Raw genomic sequence first — 12,815 nt, forward strand, 5'->3', positions numbered from 1 at the left:
GTGCCCGGTTCTAGAAAAAACAATAAAACTCTTGAGGAGTACTTGCTGTGGAAAGCCGCAAATCCGAAGCCTCTTCGCTGGACCTCTCGCCCTCGCTGAACAGCCGTTGGCTGGAGCGCATCTTCAAACTCAGGTTGCATGGCACCACGGTGAAGACCGAGCTGATTGCCGGTCTGACAACCTTCATCACCATGGCTTACATCATTTTCGTCAACCCCAACATCATGGCCGACGCCGGCATCGATCATGGCGCCGCCTTTGTTGCCACCTGCATCGCCGCCGCCCTGGGCTGCCTGTTGATGGGCCTGTACGCCAACTGGCCGGTGGGGCTGGCACCGGGCATGGGCCTCAATGCCTTCTTCACCTACACCGTGGTCGGCACCATGGGCTACAACTGGGAAACCGCTCTCGGCGCGGTATTCATCTCCGGCGTGCTGTTCATGATCCTGACCCTGTCACGGATCCGTGAATGGCTGCTCAACAGTATTCCGGTAAGCCTGCGTTTCGCCATGGGCGCCGGGGTCGGACTGTTTCTTGGACTGATCGGCCTGAAGACCGCCGGTATCATCGTCGATAGCCCGGCCACCCTGATCAAGCTCGGCTCCCTGCGCGAGCCCGGTCCGCTGCTGGCGGCCATCTGCTTTCTGATGATCGCGGTGCTCAGCTATCACCGGGTGTTCGGCGCAATTCTCATCAGCATTATCGCCGTGACCCTGGCCGGTTGGGGCCTGGGCCTGGTGCACTACAACGGCATTATGTCGACCCCGCCGAGCTTGGCGCCGACCTGGATGGCCATGGACATCGCCGGAGTGTTCAACGTCAGCATGATCAGCGTGGTCCTGGCCTTTCTCTTCGTACACATGTTCGACACCGCCGGCACCCTGATGGGCGTGGCTCAGCGCGCTGGCCTGGTGAACGCTGATGGCAAGATTGAAAACCTCTCCCGCGCGCTAAAAGCTGACAGTGCCTCCAGCGTCTTCGGCGCAGTGGTTGGGGTGCCGCCAGTGACCAGCTACGTGGAAAGTGCCGCAGGTGTGGCCGCGGGTGGTCGGACAGGTCTTACTGCAGTGACCGTGGGCGTGCTATTCATTGCCGCCATGTTTTTTGCCCCACTGGCAGGCATGATCCCCGCCTACGCCACTGCCGGCGCCTTGATCTACGTGGCCATGTTGATGATGGGCGGCATGGCGCATATCAACTGGGACGAGGCCACCGACAGCATTCCGGCGATTGTCACGGCGATCATGATGCCCCTGACTTTTTCCGTCGCTGATGGTATTGCCCTGGGTTTCATCACCTACGTGGTGCTGAAGGCCGGGACCGGTAAACACAAGGAAATCTCCATCAGCCTGTATGTACTGTGCGCGATATTCATCGCCAAGTTCATTTTCTTGTAAGCCCGCCTGTTTTATCCGCCCCATCCTGTCGGATGGGGCCTTTGTGCATTAGGGAAAAAGTGATGAGCCTGGAAACCTGGCTGCTGTTCGGTGCTGCTGCTCTGGTAGTGATCCTGATCCCGGGGCCTTTGTCGTTGCTGATGATCAGCAACAGCCTGAACTATGGGCTGCGTCGCTCCTACCCGGCCTTTCTTGGCGGGGTGTTGGCCTCAATCTGCCTGTTGAACGCTTCGGCGCTGGGCCTGGGAGCACTGTTGCTGGCTTCGGAACAACTGTTCAGCGCCCTGAAGGTTGTCGGCGCCCTCTATCTGTTTTATCTCGCCTGGCAGAGCTGGCAGCAGTCGCGGCAACCATCCCACGGCGCCGTGGTGCCTGAAGCCGCACCGAAACCGCGCTTTCGCGCACTGTTCGGGCGCGCCTTTGTCCTGGGAGCCAGCAATCCGAAGGACATTCTGTTCTTCGCCGCCTTCCTGCCGCAGTTTCTCAGCACCCAGCAGCCATTCCTGCCACAACTGCTGGTCATGATCGTCACCTGGACCCTGCTGGACCTGGCCTGCAAACTGGCCTACGGCCTCAGCGCCCACGGTGCTGCGCGCTACTTGCGCAGCGGCAAGGGTCAACGTTGGTTCAACCGCATCAGCGCCGGACTGTTCAGCAGCGCCGGTGCTGCGTCCTTGCTGAGTCGTTGAACACATTACTTGCCGGCGAAGGCTATGTAACAGGCGAAAAAAAGCCCGCAGTGTGAGCGGGCAAAGACCAAAGAAGCTATTTGCGCAGGATTCTTGGGGGAAAGTCCTAGCTTCCTCTGTAGGTCGAATAGCTGTAAGGCGAGATCAACAACGGCACGTGGTAATGCTCCTGCTCAGCGCTGATGCCGAACCGCAGCACCACCACATCGAGGAAAGCCGGCTGGGGCAGTTGCACGCCACGGGCGCGGTAGTAGTCGCCGGCATGGAATTGCAGTTGGTACACCCCGGAACGGTAGTCATCACCCTGCAGCAGTGGCGCATCGCAACGGCCGTCGCTGTTGGTCAGGGTACTGGCGACCAACTCCAGCTGGGTCCCTTCAATCCGGTACAACTCGACCTTGATAGCGCTGCCTGGGCAGCCATGTGCGGCATCCAAAACGTGTGTAGTCAAACGTCCCATTGATTCTGCGTGCCTGGCGCAACTGAAGCGTTCAGGCCTCGCGCCTCCCGAAGTCAGTGATTAAAAGGGAGCCACGGCGATTCGGCGGATGAAAGGCTGTGACGAGGCGATGATTAAGACACTTTTAAAAAAAATTGTACACAATAATAATCACAAACATTCACCCTCGGCGGCTGCTTTCCCACACCTGATGAGTCGACCTCAACAGCACGGCAACAGACGACTTGCGATCCATTAACTGACCATTCAGGCAAGTTTCTTGCAGGTACCGTCCATAGCGACGAATGCGGAAAAATGCAAAAAATCAGGCTTACAAAGTGATCATAAACTTGTATACAATCACCCCATCGCAGTGACGCCTACCTGGCTTCCCAGCTTCAGGTCCCGCCACGCCAACGTCATCACGAACAAGAAGGAAGACTGCAGTGAGCGCTGACTACCCTCGCGACCTGATCGGTTACGGTTCCACCCCTCCTCACCCTCACTGGCCAGGCAATGCCCGAGTCGCACTGTCCTTCGTGCTCAACTACGAGGAAGGTGGCGAGCGCAACATCCTTCATGGCGACAAGGAATCGGAGGCCTTCCTTTCGGAAATGGTTTCGGCGCAGCCGCTGCAGGGCGAGCGCAACATGAGCATGGAGTCGCTGTACGAGTATGGCAGCCGTGCCGGGGTCTGGCGGATCCTCAAGCTGTTCAAGGAATTCGACATTCCCATGACCATCTTTGCCGTAGCCATGGCCGCCCAGCGTCACCCGGATGTGATCCGGACCATGGTCGAGGCCGGCCACGAGATCTGCAGCCATGGCTACCGCTGGATCGACTACCAGTACATGGACGAGGCCCAGGAACGCGAGCACATGCTCGAAGCGATCCGCATCCTCACCGAAATCACCGGCGAGCGCCCCCTGGGCTGGTACACCGGCCGCACCGGCCCGAACACCCGGCGCCTGGTGATGGAGGAAGGCGGCTTCCTTTATGACTGCGACACCTACGACGATGACCTGCCCTACTGGGAGCCCAATAATCCGACCGGCAAAGCGCACTTGGTGATCCCTTACACCCTGGACACCAACGACATGCGTTTTACTCAGGTACAGGGCTTCAACACCGGAGACGATTTCTTCCACTACCTGAAAGACGCCTTTGATGTGCTCTACGCTGAAGGCGCCGAAGCGCCGAAGATGCTTTCCATCGGTTTGCACTGCCGGCTGATAGGCCGTCCGGCACGCCTGGCGTCGCTCAAGCGCTTCATCGAATACGTCAAAGGCCACGAACAGGTCTGGTTCACCCGCCGGGTCGACATCGCCCGCCATTGGCAACAGACCCATCCTTACCAGGGAGCGGCGAAATGACTGCCTTCCAGAGCCTCAAGCCCTCGACCCTGAGCCGCGAAGCCTTTGTCAAAGCCTTCGCCGATATCTACGAACACTCCCCATGGGTTGCTGAAAAAGCCTATGACCTGGGCCTCGACGCTTCCGTCGACCAGATCGAAACCTTGCACCAGCGCATGAGCGATATTCTCTTGAGCGCCGATCACGCCAGCCAACTGGCACTGATCAACGCTCACCCGGACCTGGCCGGCAAAGCTGCTGTCCAGGGACAGCTGACCGAAGCCAGCACCCATGAACAGGCTGGCGCCGGTATTCATCAGTGCACGGCCGAAGAGTTTCAGCGCTTCACCGAACTGAACGATGCCTACAAGGCCAAGTTCAAGTTTCCGTTCATCATGGCGGTGAAAGGCAGCAACCGGCATCAGATCCTCGCAGCGTTCGAAACTCGTATCCACAACTCGGTGGATACCGAGTTCAAGTGCGCGCTGGCAGAGATCAACAAAATCGCCTTGTTCCGACTACTGAGCCTGTAGCGGCCAACCCCTGACGCCCCGAGAAATCGGCTCAGCCTGTGCCACCACCAGGGCCCTGCGGCATCTCCAGCCACCTATTTCAAGGCAGACAAGAAAAATGAAAGCTTGCGCCGTACCTTTCGAGAAGTTCGTCAACCTGGCCGATGCCCGCTTGGGCACCAAGATAATCTCGGTCACCGATGACTGGTTCGCTGACGCGAATCGGCTGTTCCAACCCACCCCGGCGGTATGGAAGGAAGGCGTGTTCGATGACAACGGCAAATGGATGGACGGTTGGGAATCGCGCCGCAAACGCTTCGAAGGCTACGACAGCGCAGTGATCCGCCTGGGCGTACCCGGCCGAATCAAGGGCGTGGATATCGACACCTCATTCTTCACCGGCAATTTCCCACCATCGGCGTCCCTGGAAGCCTGCTTCCTGCCTGAAGGCGAACCCACCGATGACACCCTGTGGGTCGAAGTGCTGTCGGCGGTCGAGCTGCAAGGCAACAGCCACCACTATCACGAGATCAACAACGACCAGCCGTTCAGCCACCTGCGCTTCAACATCTACCCGGATGGCGGCGTAGCCCGTCTGCGGGTCTACGGCGTTCCATACCGCGACTGGTCGACCATCGGCAACAATGAACAAGTCGACCTGGCTGCGGCCCTCAACGGCGGGCGCGCCCTGGCTTGCTCCGATGAACACTTCGGGCGCATGGGCAACATCCTTAACCCGGGTCGAGGCATCAACATGGGCGACGGCTGGGAAACCGCCCGTCGTCGTACCCCGGGCAATGACTGGGTGATCATCGCCCTGGGTCACGCCGGTGAAATCGAGAAGATCATCGTCGATACCCTGCACTTCAAGGGCAACTACCCGGACTCCTGTTCGATACAGGGCGCCTTCGTCAAGGGTGGCACCGACAGCCAGATTGAAACCCAGAGCCTGTTCTGGCGTGAACTGCTGCCGAGCCAGAAGCTGGAAATGCACGCCGAGCATAGCTTCGCCGAGCAGATCAAGGCGCTGGGGCCGATTACCCATATCCGCCTGAACCTATTCCCGGATGGAGGCGTCAGCCGCCTGCGCATCCTGGGCAAGGTGGCGAAATAAAGGTGCCCTCGATCACGGGCAAACCCGCTCCTGCTGGTTCGCGTGCAAGTGTGTAGGAGCGAGCTTGCTCGCGATGGCAATACAAACAGACCAACACCCACTCAAGATAAGAAGAACAGCATGCGCACACTAATGATTGAGCCCCTGAGCAAAGAAGCCTTCGCCCCCTTTGGTGACGTGATCGAAACCGACGGCAGCGATCACTTCATGATCAACAATGGTTCGACCATGCGCTTCCACCGCCTGGCGACGGTTGAAACCGCCCAGCCGGAGGATCAGGCAATCATCAGCATCTTCCGCGCCGATGCGCAGGAAATGCCCATGACCATCTGCATGCTGGAACGCCATCCGCTGGGCAGCCAGGCTTTCATTCCGCTGCTCGGCAACCCTTTTCTGATCGTGGTTGCGCCACTTGGCGATGAACCTGTATCAGGCTTGGTCCGCGCCTTTGTCAGTAATGGCAGGCAGGGCATCAATTACCATCGCGGCGTTTGGCACCACCCGGTGCTGACGATCGAAAAGCGGGATGACTTCCTGGTGGTTGATCGCAGTGGCAATGGCAATAACTGCGATGAGCATTTCTTCAAAGAGGATGAGCGTTTGATCCTCGCCCCCCACCAATAAGAGAAGGTCTGATCACCCAACAACTAAGGGTGACAGGCAAGAGGTAAAGACTGTGGAAGCACATCTGTTGGAATGGCTCAACCTGAGCGTGCGTTGGATACATATGATCACGGGTGTGGCCTGGATCGGCGCATCGTTCTACTTCGTCTGGCTGGAGAACAATCTCAACCGCGTCAATCCCAAGGATGGCCTGTCCGGCGACCTCTGGGCGATTCACGGTGGTGGTATCTACCACCTGGAAAAATACAAGCTGGCTCCACCCTCGATGCCGGAGAACCTGCACTGGTTCAAGTGGGAAGCCTACTTCACCTGGATGTCAGGGATCGCCCTGCTGTGCCTGGTGTTCTATCTCAACCCGATGCTCTATCTGGTTGCCCCTGGCAGCGGCCTGAGCGGTCCTGAAGGTGTAGCCATCGGCGTCGCTGCGTTGATCGCAGGCTGGTTCGTCTACGACTTCCTCTGCGATTCGCCACTGGGCAAGAAACCCGCCCTGCTCGGCCTCATCCTGTTCCTCCTGCTGATCGGCGCGGCGTATGGCTTCAGCAAGGTGTTCAGCGGCCGTGGCGCTTACCTGCATGTGGGCGCGATCATCGGCACCATCATGGTGGGCAACGTATTCCGCATCATCATGCCGGCCCAGCGCGCGCTGGTGGCGGCGATCGCGGAAAACCGCACCCCGGACCCGAGCCTGCCGGCCAAGGGCCTGCTGCGTTCGCGTCACAACAACTACTTCACCCTGCCCGTGCTGTTCATCATGATCAGCAACCACTTCCCGAGCACCTACGGCAGCCAGTACAACTGGTTGATCCTGGCCGGTATCGCGGTCCTGGCAGTGTTGGTCCGTCACTACTTCAACACCCGTCACGACAGCCACAAGTTTGCCTGGACCCTACCGGTCGCGGCACTGGGCATGATCTGCCTGGCTTACGTGACGGGGCCGACACCAGCCCCAAGCACCCCTGAAGTAGCCAAGACTCCTGCCCAGATCGAGTACCAGCCACTGCCGGAAACCGCCCTGGGTGGTGGTGCCAAGCCCGCAACGCCGACGGCCGCGGAAACCCCGGCAGCAACCGCACCGGCACCGGCGCAGGCATCCAATACGGGCCCCACGTTCAACAAGGTGCACAGTGTGATTCAGGAGCGTTGCGCGGTCTGCCATTCGGCCAAGCCCACCAGCCCCCTGTTCAGCACTGCACCAGCCGGAGTGATGTTCGATACCCCCGAACAGATCCGCCTGCAGGCTGCACGCATCCAGGCCCAGGCTGTTGCCAGTCAGATCATGCCGTTGGGCAACATCACCCAGATGACCCAGCAGGAACGTGAACTGATCGGCGCCTGGATTGCCCAGGGAGCCCAGACCAACTGATCAGAGCCTGTCAGGCTGCTCTGCGAGCAAGCTCGCCCCTACAGAACCGGACTTATCTGTAGGGGCGGGCTTGCTTGCCCTCAGCCGATCAACATTCACCTGTTGCAGACACGCTGTGCGCAACCACGCAGCGGTTAAATCACAAGAATAAAAAAGATCCGAGGTGTTGCATGTCCGATTCATCCGAACAGTGCGTCCCCGATGCGCCCGCCATCCAGCGTTTGCCCTTCCTGCAACTGATCCTGGTGGGGCTGCAACACGTTCTGCTGATGTATGGCGGTGCAATTGCGGTACCGCTGATCATCGGACAGGCCGCGGGCCTGAGTCGTGAAGAAATCGCCTTCCTGATCAACGCCGACCTGCTGGTGGCCGGGATCGCCACCATCGTCCAATCCTTCGGTATCGGCCCCATGGGCATTCGCATGCCGGTAATGATGGGAGCCAGTTTCGCCGCCGTAGGCAGCATGGTGGCGATGGCCGGCATGCCCGGTATCGGCATGCAGGGGATCTTCGGCGCCACCATCGCCGCCGGTTTCTTCGGCATGCTGATTGCCCCGTTCATGTCCAAAGTGGTGCGTTTCTTCCCCCCCCTGGTCACGGGAACGGTGATCACCTCGATCGGTTTATCACTGTTTCCCGTGGCGGTGAACTGGGCCGGCGGCGGCAGCACCGCTGCGCAATTCGGTTCACCGATCTATCTGAGCATTGCCGCACTGGTGCTGGGCACTATCCTACTGATCCATCGCTTCATGCGTGGTTTCTGGGTGAATATCTCGGTGCTGATCGGCATGGGCCTGGGCTACATATTGTGCGGCCTGATCGGCATGGTGGACCTTAGTGGCATGGCCCAGGCGCCTTGGTTGCAAATCGTCACGCCACTGCACTTCGGCATGCCGACGTTCCATCTGGCCCCGATCCTGTCCATGTGCCTGGTGGTAGTGATCATCTTCGTCGAGTCCACCGGGATGTTCCTCGCCCTGGGCAAGATTACCGGCCAGGAAGTGACTCCACGCATGCTGCGTCGTGGCCTGCTTTGTGACGCCGGGGCCTCCTTCTTCGCCGGTTTTCTTAATACCTTCACCCATTCCTCCTTCGCCCAGAACATTGGCCTGGTGCAGATGACCGGAGTCCGCTGCCGCTCCGTGACCATAGTCGCTGGCGGCCTGCTGATCATCCTCAGCCTGCTGCCCAAGGCGGCCTTTCTGGTGGCTTCAATTCCTCCGGCAGTACTGGGCGGTGCGGCAATCGCGATGTTCGGCATGGTGGCGGCCACTGGGATCAAGATCCTCCAGGAAGCCGACATCGCCGATCGACGCAATCAGCTGCTGGTAGCGGTGAGCATCGGCATGGGCCTGATTCCAGTGGTCCGTCCGGAGTTCTTTGCCCACCTACCGCTGTGGATGAGCCCCATTACCCACAGCGGCATCGCCATGGCGACCTTGAGTGCATTGCTGTTGAACCTGCTGTTCAACATCCTTGGAGGCACCGAGCGAGCCACCAGCAGTCCTCAGGAAGCTCATCAGCATTGAGTCGTGACCAGGGCGCTGGATCGGCGCCCTGAGCCTTGCTTCATCTTTCATGTATGTCCGCAGCGATCGTCAGTCAAAGACCGACCACTGCCCGCTAAACGCTGCGCCTTGAAAATAAAAACAAACAGGGAGCAACAATCATGCAGCCTGCCCAGCTTCGTCTGAGGGTGGCCGTTCAACGGCCATCGACGCCAGGTGATGACCCTGACTGCTCGCAGTCACCCCTCTCCTATTGCCAGCCATTACGGATGCTTTTCTGAGATGGCCGGCATGCCTGCCCCAAAGTGGCTGCAAGTGCGCTGTTGCGGAGCACTTGAGCCCTGCCGTGGGAGCCAGTATTCTCCGCGGCCGCGCAAATCTGGTCTAAAAAAAAGCCCGGATGAAAAACCTGACCTGAAAGCCAACTTATCCCGGCCCAGACAGGTATCAAGGCATTCGAAATCAATGCTGAAAAAACTCTCGACCGACTGTATCGCAACAGCCGGGCGTGAGTTTTTTTGCTTTTTTTCGGCCTTGGCTCAGCTCTTGCTAAAAGCAAAAAAGCTGACCGATCGGATGGTTTTTTACAGCAAGAGAAAAGGCGCCAAATCAGAGCGCCGAGACAAAAAACGTGGAACTACCTACTTTGGGAGCAACCGAATGAAACCGATGTGCACACGCCTGATGCTGGCCGCCAGCCTGCTGGCCGGAGGGCAGGCCGTAGCTGGCGACCTACTGCAATGGCAGAACAACAGCCTGACTTACTTGTACGGCAAGAACTTCGAGGTCAATCCGCAGATTCAACAAACGGTGACTTTCGAACATGCCGATGCCTGGAAGTACGGCGACAACTTCTTCTTCCTCGACCGCATCTTCTACAACGGCAAGGAAGACGGCAACGTTGGCCCGGATACCTACTACGGTGAGTTCAGTCCGCGGCTGTCGTTCGGCAAGATCTTCGACCAGAAGCTGGAGTTTGGCCCGATCAAGGATGTGCTCCTGGCGTTCACCTACGAATTCGGCGAAGGCGACAACGAGTCCTACCTGATCGGCCCGGGCTTCGATCTGGCAGTGCCCGGCTTCGACTACTTCCAGTTGAACTTCTATCAGCGCCACACCGAGGGCAGCCGCCCGGGTGACAACGTCTGGCAGATCACTCCGGTGTGGTCCTACACCATCCCTATGGGGCGCTCGGACATCCTGATCGACGGCTACATGGACTGGGTGGTGGACAACGACCAGAACTCCAAGGGTACCTACCACGCCAACCTGCACTTCAACCCGCAGGTCAAGTACGACCTGGGCAAGGCACTGAACTGGGGTGCCAAGCAGTTGTACGTCGGTTTCGAGTACGACTATTGGAAGAACAAGTACGGCATCCAGGACTCCCGCGCCTTCGAGACCAACCAGGATACCGCCAGCCTATTGGTCAAGTACCACTTCTGATGGGTGCGTGACACGGCCTGCTCTCATGTCACCGATGAGAGCAGGCAACCCAGGTCGATGCGCAGCCTCGGCGCTAGATCAAACTGCGGCCTCGCCCCTCGCCATCAGGCAAGGCGCGATCCAGGGTCCCGCCAAAATGCCGGATCGGCACTTTTGAGCCGTTCCACCGCATTGTGAATATGGCTTAGCGCCGCCTGCCGCGCGCCCTCGACATCCCGCGCCGCGATCGCCGCATAGACCGCGAAATGTTCGTCATGCACTGTGCGTGTCAGATCCCGTCGGCGCTCCTCATTGGAGCGGGTGATGCGGATCGCCTCCTTGATGAACTGCGCAATGAACTCATGCAGCGAGGGGTACAGCGGATTACCGGTGGCTTGGGAAATCGAGAAGTGGAATGCCAAGTCCTGCTCAACACCGTCCTGGCCCGCCTGCTCGGCGATATCGATGGCCTGCAACGCCTGATGAATAGCCTGCAAATGTTCAGGGGTATGCCGCTGAGCCGCCAGCGCCGCTGCCTCGCCTTCAATGCCACGCCGTAACTCGGTGACCCTGAGCACCGCCTCGATTGACCCGCGCACATCCAGATCAATGGTGAATGCCTTGATATGTGCACCCTCGCAGACCACGGTGCCGCTGCCCTGACGCACCTCCACCAGGCCGGCTGACTTCAAGCGCGAAACCGCCTCGCGGATAACCGTACGGCTAACGCCAAAACGCTCGGACAGGACAGGTTCAGTGGGCAAGCGCGAGCCCGGCAAGGCCTCACCACTGGCGATGTGTGCCTTGAGTGCTGCGGTTACCTGATCCGCCAGCGTGCCCTTGGCCGAATCCTTGAGCGTTGTCAGAGAATCGACGGCAAGGGAAGTGTTATCAGGCTTCGACATGGGTATCTCTGTATTCAAATTGGCTAACGGTACTGCATTTCAGGCACGCCGTCCCGTTCACTGTCCGACCATTGAATTCGTATGATGTATTATGATATCTAAGACACCTCAGCGAGTCCGATAAAAACAAAATCACCCAAATACAAGAAACAAGGATGGGTAAAGACATGCCTGAATCACTGTCGCAAACAGCTGCCCGCTCCACCACCGCGACGTTCGAGGACCTGGCCTATCGCAAAGTCGCCTGGCGCATCCTACCGTTGCTGCTGTTGTGCTACCTGGTGGCCTACCTGGACCGGGTCAACGTCGGCTTCGCCAAGTTGCAGATGTCCGAAGACCTGCAGTTCTCCGAAGCGGTCTACGGCCTGGGCGCCGGGATCTTCTTCATCGCCTACTTCCTGGTGGAAATCCCCAGCAACCTGATCCTGCATCGGGTCGGTGCGCGCTTGTGGATCGCCCGCATCATGATCAGTTGGGGGATCATTTCCTCGTGCATGGCCTTCGTCAGCACCCCCACCTCCTTCTATGTCATGCGTTTTTTGCTGGGTATTGCCGAAGCAGGGTTCTACCCCGGGGTCATTCTGTACTTGTCGTATTGGTTCCCTACCAACCGCCGCGGCAAGATGTATGCCCTGTTCGCCACCGCCGTACCACTCTCGGGATTGATTGGCGCACCCTTGTCCGGCTGGATCATGAGCGCCCTCAATGGCTATCACGGACTTGCCGGCTGGCAATGGATGTTCTTCCTCGAGGGCTTGCCATCGATCCTCGTCGGCGGCCTAGTGATCTACTGCCTCAGCGACCGTATCGCCGATGCCGGCTGGCTGACCCGCGAAGAGAAAGGACTGCTACAGACCCGGATCGACGCCGAGACCGACGGCCATCAGATTCATAGCGTCAGGCAAGTGTTCAAGCAGCCGCGGATCTGGCTGCTGACCGCTATCTACTTCTGCATGATCGCCGGCTTCTACACCGTCGGCTTCTGGCTGCCTTCGCTGATCCGCCAGGCAGGCGTGAGCGATGTGTTCGAGGTCGGCATGCTCACGGCAATTCCCTACGCCGCAGCGGCGCTGACCATGGTGCTGATCTCCCGTAGTGCTGACCGACTGCGCGAACGCCGCTGGCATCTGGCGTTGACTGCGGTGCTCGGTGGCATAGGCCTGATGATCTCCGCCACCTGGAGTGACAACTTCACCGTGTCGATGATCGGCCTGACCCTGGGCGCCATGGGTGCCTTCAGTACCCTGCCTCTGTTCTGGAGCCTGCCCACGGCCTTTCTCGGCGGTACCGCAGCGGCGGCCGGCATTGCCCTGATCAACTCCTGGGGCAACCTTGCGGGCTTTGTTTCGCCCTACCTGATGGGCTTTCTCAAAGACCTGACCCAGAGCACCACGATCGGCATGTACGTCATGGCCAGCGCGTTGTTCATCGGCGCCCTGCTGGTCTTCAAAATTCCCGGAAAACTCGTCAATCGCTGATCATTG

Annotated in this window: 12 protein-coding genes; 10 read left to right on the forward strand and 2 right to left on the reverse strand. The window is 59.1% G+C overall.

The features are described 5' to 3' along the window. Positions 1-47: 47 nt before the first annotated feature. The gene (locus GV818_RS07090) at positions 48-1,397 is read left to right on the forward strand and encodes an NCS2 family permease (RefSeq protein ID WP_161776191.1); all 1,350 of its coding nucleotides are present in this window, start codon (positions 48-50) and stop codon (positions 1,395-1,397) included. A 62-nt stretch (positions 1,398-1,459) separates the two neighbouring features. Next, positions 1,460-2,086 (forward strand): LysE family translocator, encoded by a 627-nt coding sequence (locus GV818_RS07095; protein ID WP_161755883.1) that lies wholly within the window; start codon positions 1,460-1,462, stop codon positions 2,084-2,086. A 106-nt stretch (positions 2,087-2,192) separates the two neighbouring features. On the opposite strand, the gene uraH is transcribed toward GV818_RS07095, so the two are convergent. After that, entirely contained in the window at positions 2,193-2,546 is a 354-nt protein-coding gene (gene uraH / locus GV818_RS07100) for a hydroxyisourate hydrolase (RefSeq protein ID WP_161755884.1), read from the reverse strand. Positions 2,547-2,971: 425 nt separating this feature from the next. Between uraH and puuE the strand changes: the two genes are divergently transcribed. The 7 genes from puuE to GV818_RS07135 all read left to right on the forward strand — a co-directional run bounded on the left by puuE (position 2,972) and on the right by GV818_RS07135 (position 10,447). Beyond that, the gene (puuE, locus tag GV818_RS07105) at positions 2,972-3,898 is read left to right on the forward strand and encodes an allantoinase PuuE (RefSeq protein ID WP_161776193.1); all 927 of its coding nucleotides are present in this window, start codon (positions 2,972-2,974) and stop codon (positions 3,896-3,898) included. After that, on the forward strand, positions 3,895-4,410 hold the full coding sequence (gene uraD / locus GV818_RS07110) for a 2-oxo-4-hydroxy-4-carboxy-5-ureidoimidazoline decarboxylase (RefSeq protein WP_161755886.1): 516 nt from the start codon (positions 3,895-3,897) through the stop codon (positions 4,408-4,410). Before puuE ends, uraD begins: the two co-directional genes overlap by 4 nt. Positions 4,411-4,507: 97 nt before the next feature. Further along, a complete protein-coding gene (gene alc / locus GV818_RS07115; RefSeq protein WP_161755887.1) occupies positions 4,508-5,503 on the forward strand; it encodes an allantoicase in 996 nt (331 codons plus the stop codon). 120 nt (positions 5,504-5,623) lie between these two features. Continuing rightward, the gene (locus GV818_RS07120; protein ID WP_161776346.1) at positions 5,624-6,127 is read left to right on the forward strand and encodes an ureidoglycolate lyase; all 504 of its coding nucleotides are present in this window, start codon (positions 5,624-5,626) and stop codon (positions 6,125-6,127) included. Between the two features lie 52 nt (positions 6,128-6,179). Beyond that, positions 6,180-7,493, forward strand: a complete 1,314-nt coding sequence (locus GV818_RS07125; RefSeq protein WP_161776194.1) for a urate hydroxylase PuuD — start codon at positions 6,180-6,182, stop codon at positions 7,491-7,493. Positions 7,494-7,663: 170 nt separating this feature from the next. Next, positions 7,664-9,022, forward strand: coding sequence for a nucleobase:cation symporter-2 family protein (locus GV818_RS07130; protein WP_161755889.1), 1,359 nt, complete (start codon positions 7,664-7,666; stop codon positions 9,020-9,022). 639 nt (positions 9,023-9,661) lie between these two features. After that, on the forward strand, positions 9,662-10,447 hold the full coding sequence (locus GV818_RS07135; RefSeq protein WP_161755890.1) for an outer membrane protein OmpK: 786 nt from the start codon (positions 9,662-9,664) through the stop codon (positions 10,445-10,447). A 104-nt stretch (positions 10,448-10,551) separates the two neighbouring features. Here the strand turns inward: GV818_RS07135 and GV818_RS07140 are convergent, their stop codons facing one another. Next, positions 10,552-11,337 carry a FadR/GntR family transcriptional regulator gene (locus GV818_RS07140; RefSeq protein WP_161776347.1) on the reverse strand — a complete coding sequence of 262 codons (786 nt, stop codon included), beginning with the start codon at positions 11,335-11,337 and terminating at the stop codon, positions 10,552-10,554. A 161-nt stretch (positions 11,338-11,498) separates the two neighbouring features. Between GV818_RS07140 and GV818_RS07145 the strand changes: the two genes are divergently transcribed. Continuing rightward, complete coding sequence (locus GV818_RS07145) at positions 11,499-12,809, forward strand: MFS transporter (protein WP_161776195.1); 1,311 nt, start codon at positions 11,499-11,501, stop codon at positions 12,807-12,809. Positions 12,810-12,815 lie beyond the last annotated feature (6 nt).

The sequence above is a fragment of the Pseudomonas sp. Fl4BN1 genome (assembly GCF_009908285.1).
GTDB lineage: Bacteria > Pseudomonadota > Gammaproteobacteria > Pseudomonadales > Pseudomonadaceae > Aquipseudomonas.

Bases quoted from the DNA above. Each gene is read 5' to 3' on its own strand.
- GV818_RS07095 (WP_161755883.1), top strand. From the start codon at position 1,460: ATGAGCCTGGAAACCTGGCTGCTGTTCGGTGCTGCTGCTCTGGTAGTG.
- uraH (WP_161755884.1), bottom strand. From the start codon at position 2,546: ATGGGACGTTTGACTACACACGTTTTGGATGCCGCACATGGCTGCCCA.
- uraD (WP_161755886.1), top strand. From the start codon at position 3,895: ATGACTGCCTTCCAGAGCCTCAAGCCCTCGACCCTGAGCCGCGAAGCC.
- alc (WP_161755887.1), top strand. From the start codon at position 4,508: ATGAAAGCTTGCGCCGTACCTTTCGAGAAGTTCGTCAACCTGGCCGAT.
- GV818_RS07120 (WP_161776346.1), top strand. From the start codon at position 5,624: ATGCGCACACTAATGATTGAGCCCCTGAGCAAAGAAGCCTTCGCCCCC.
- GV818_RS07130 (WP_161755889.1), top strand. From the start codon at position 7,664: ATGTCCGATTCATCCGAACAGTGCGTCCCCGATGCGCCCGCCATCCAG.
- GV818_RS07135 (WP_161755890.1), top strand. From the start codon at position 9,662: ATGAAACCGATGTGCACACGCCTGATGCTGGCCGCCAGCCTGCTGGCC.
- GV818_RS07145 (WP_161776195.1), top strand. From the start codon at position 11,499: ATGCCTGAATCACTGTCGCAAACAGCTGCCCGCTCCACCACCGCGACG.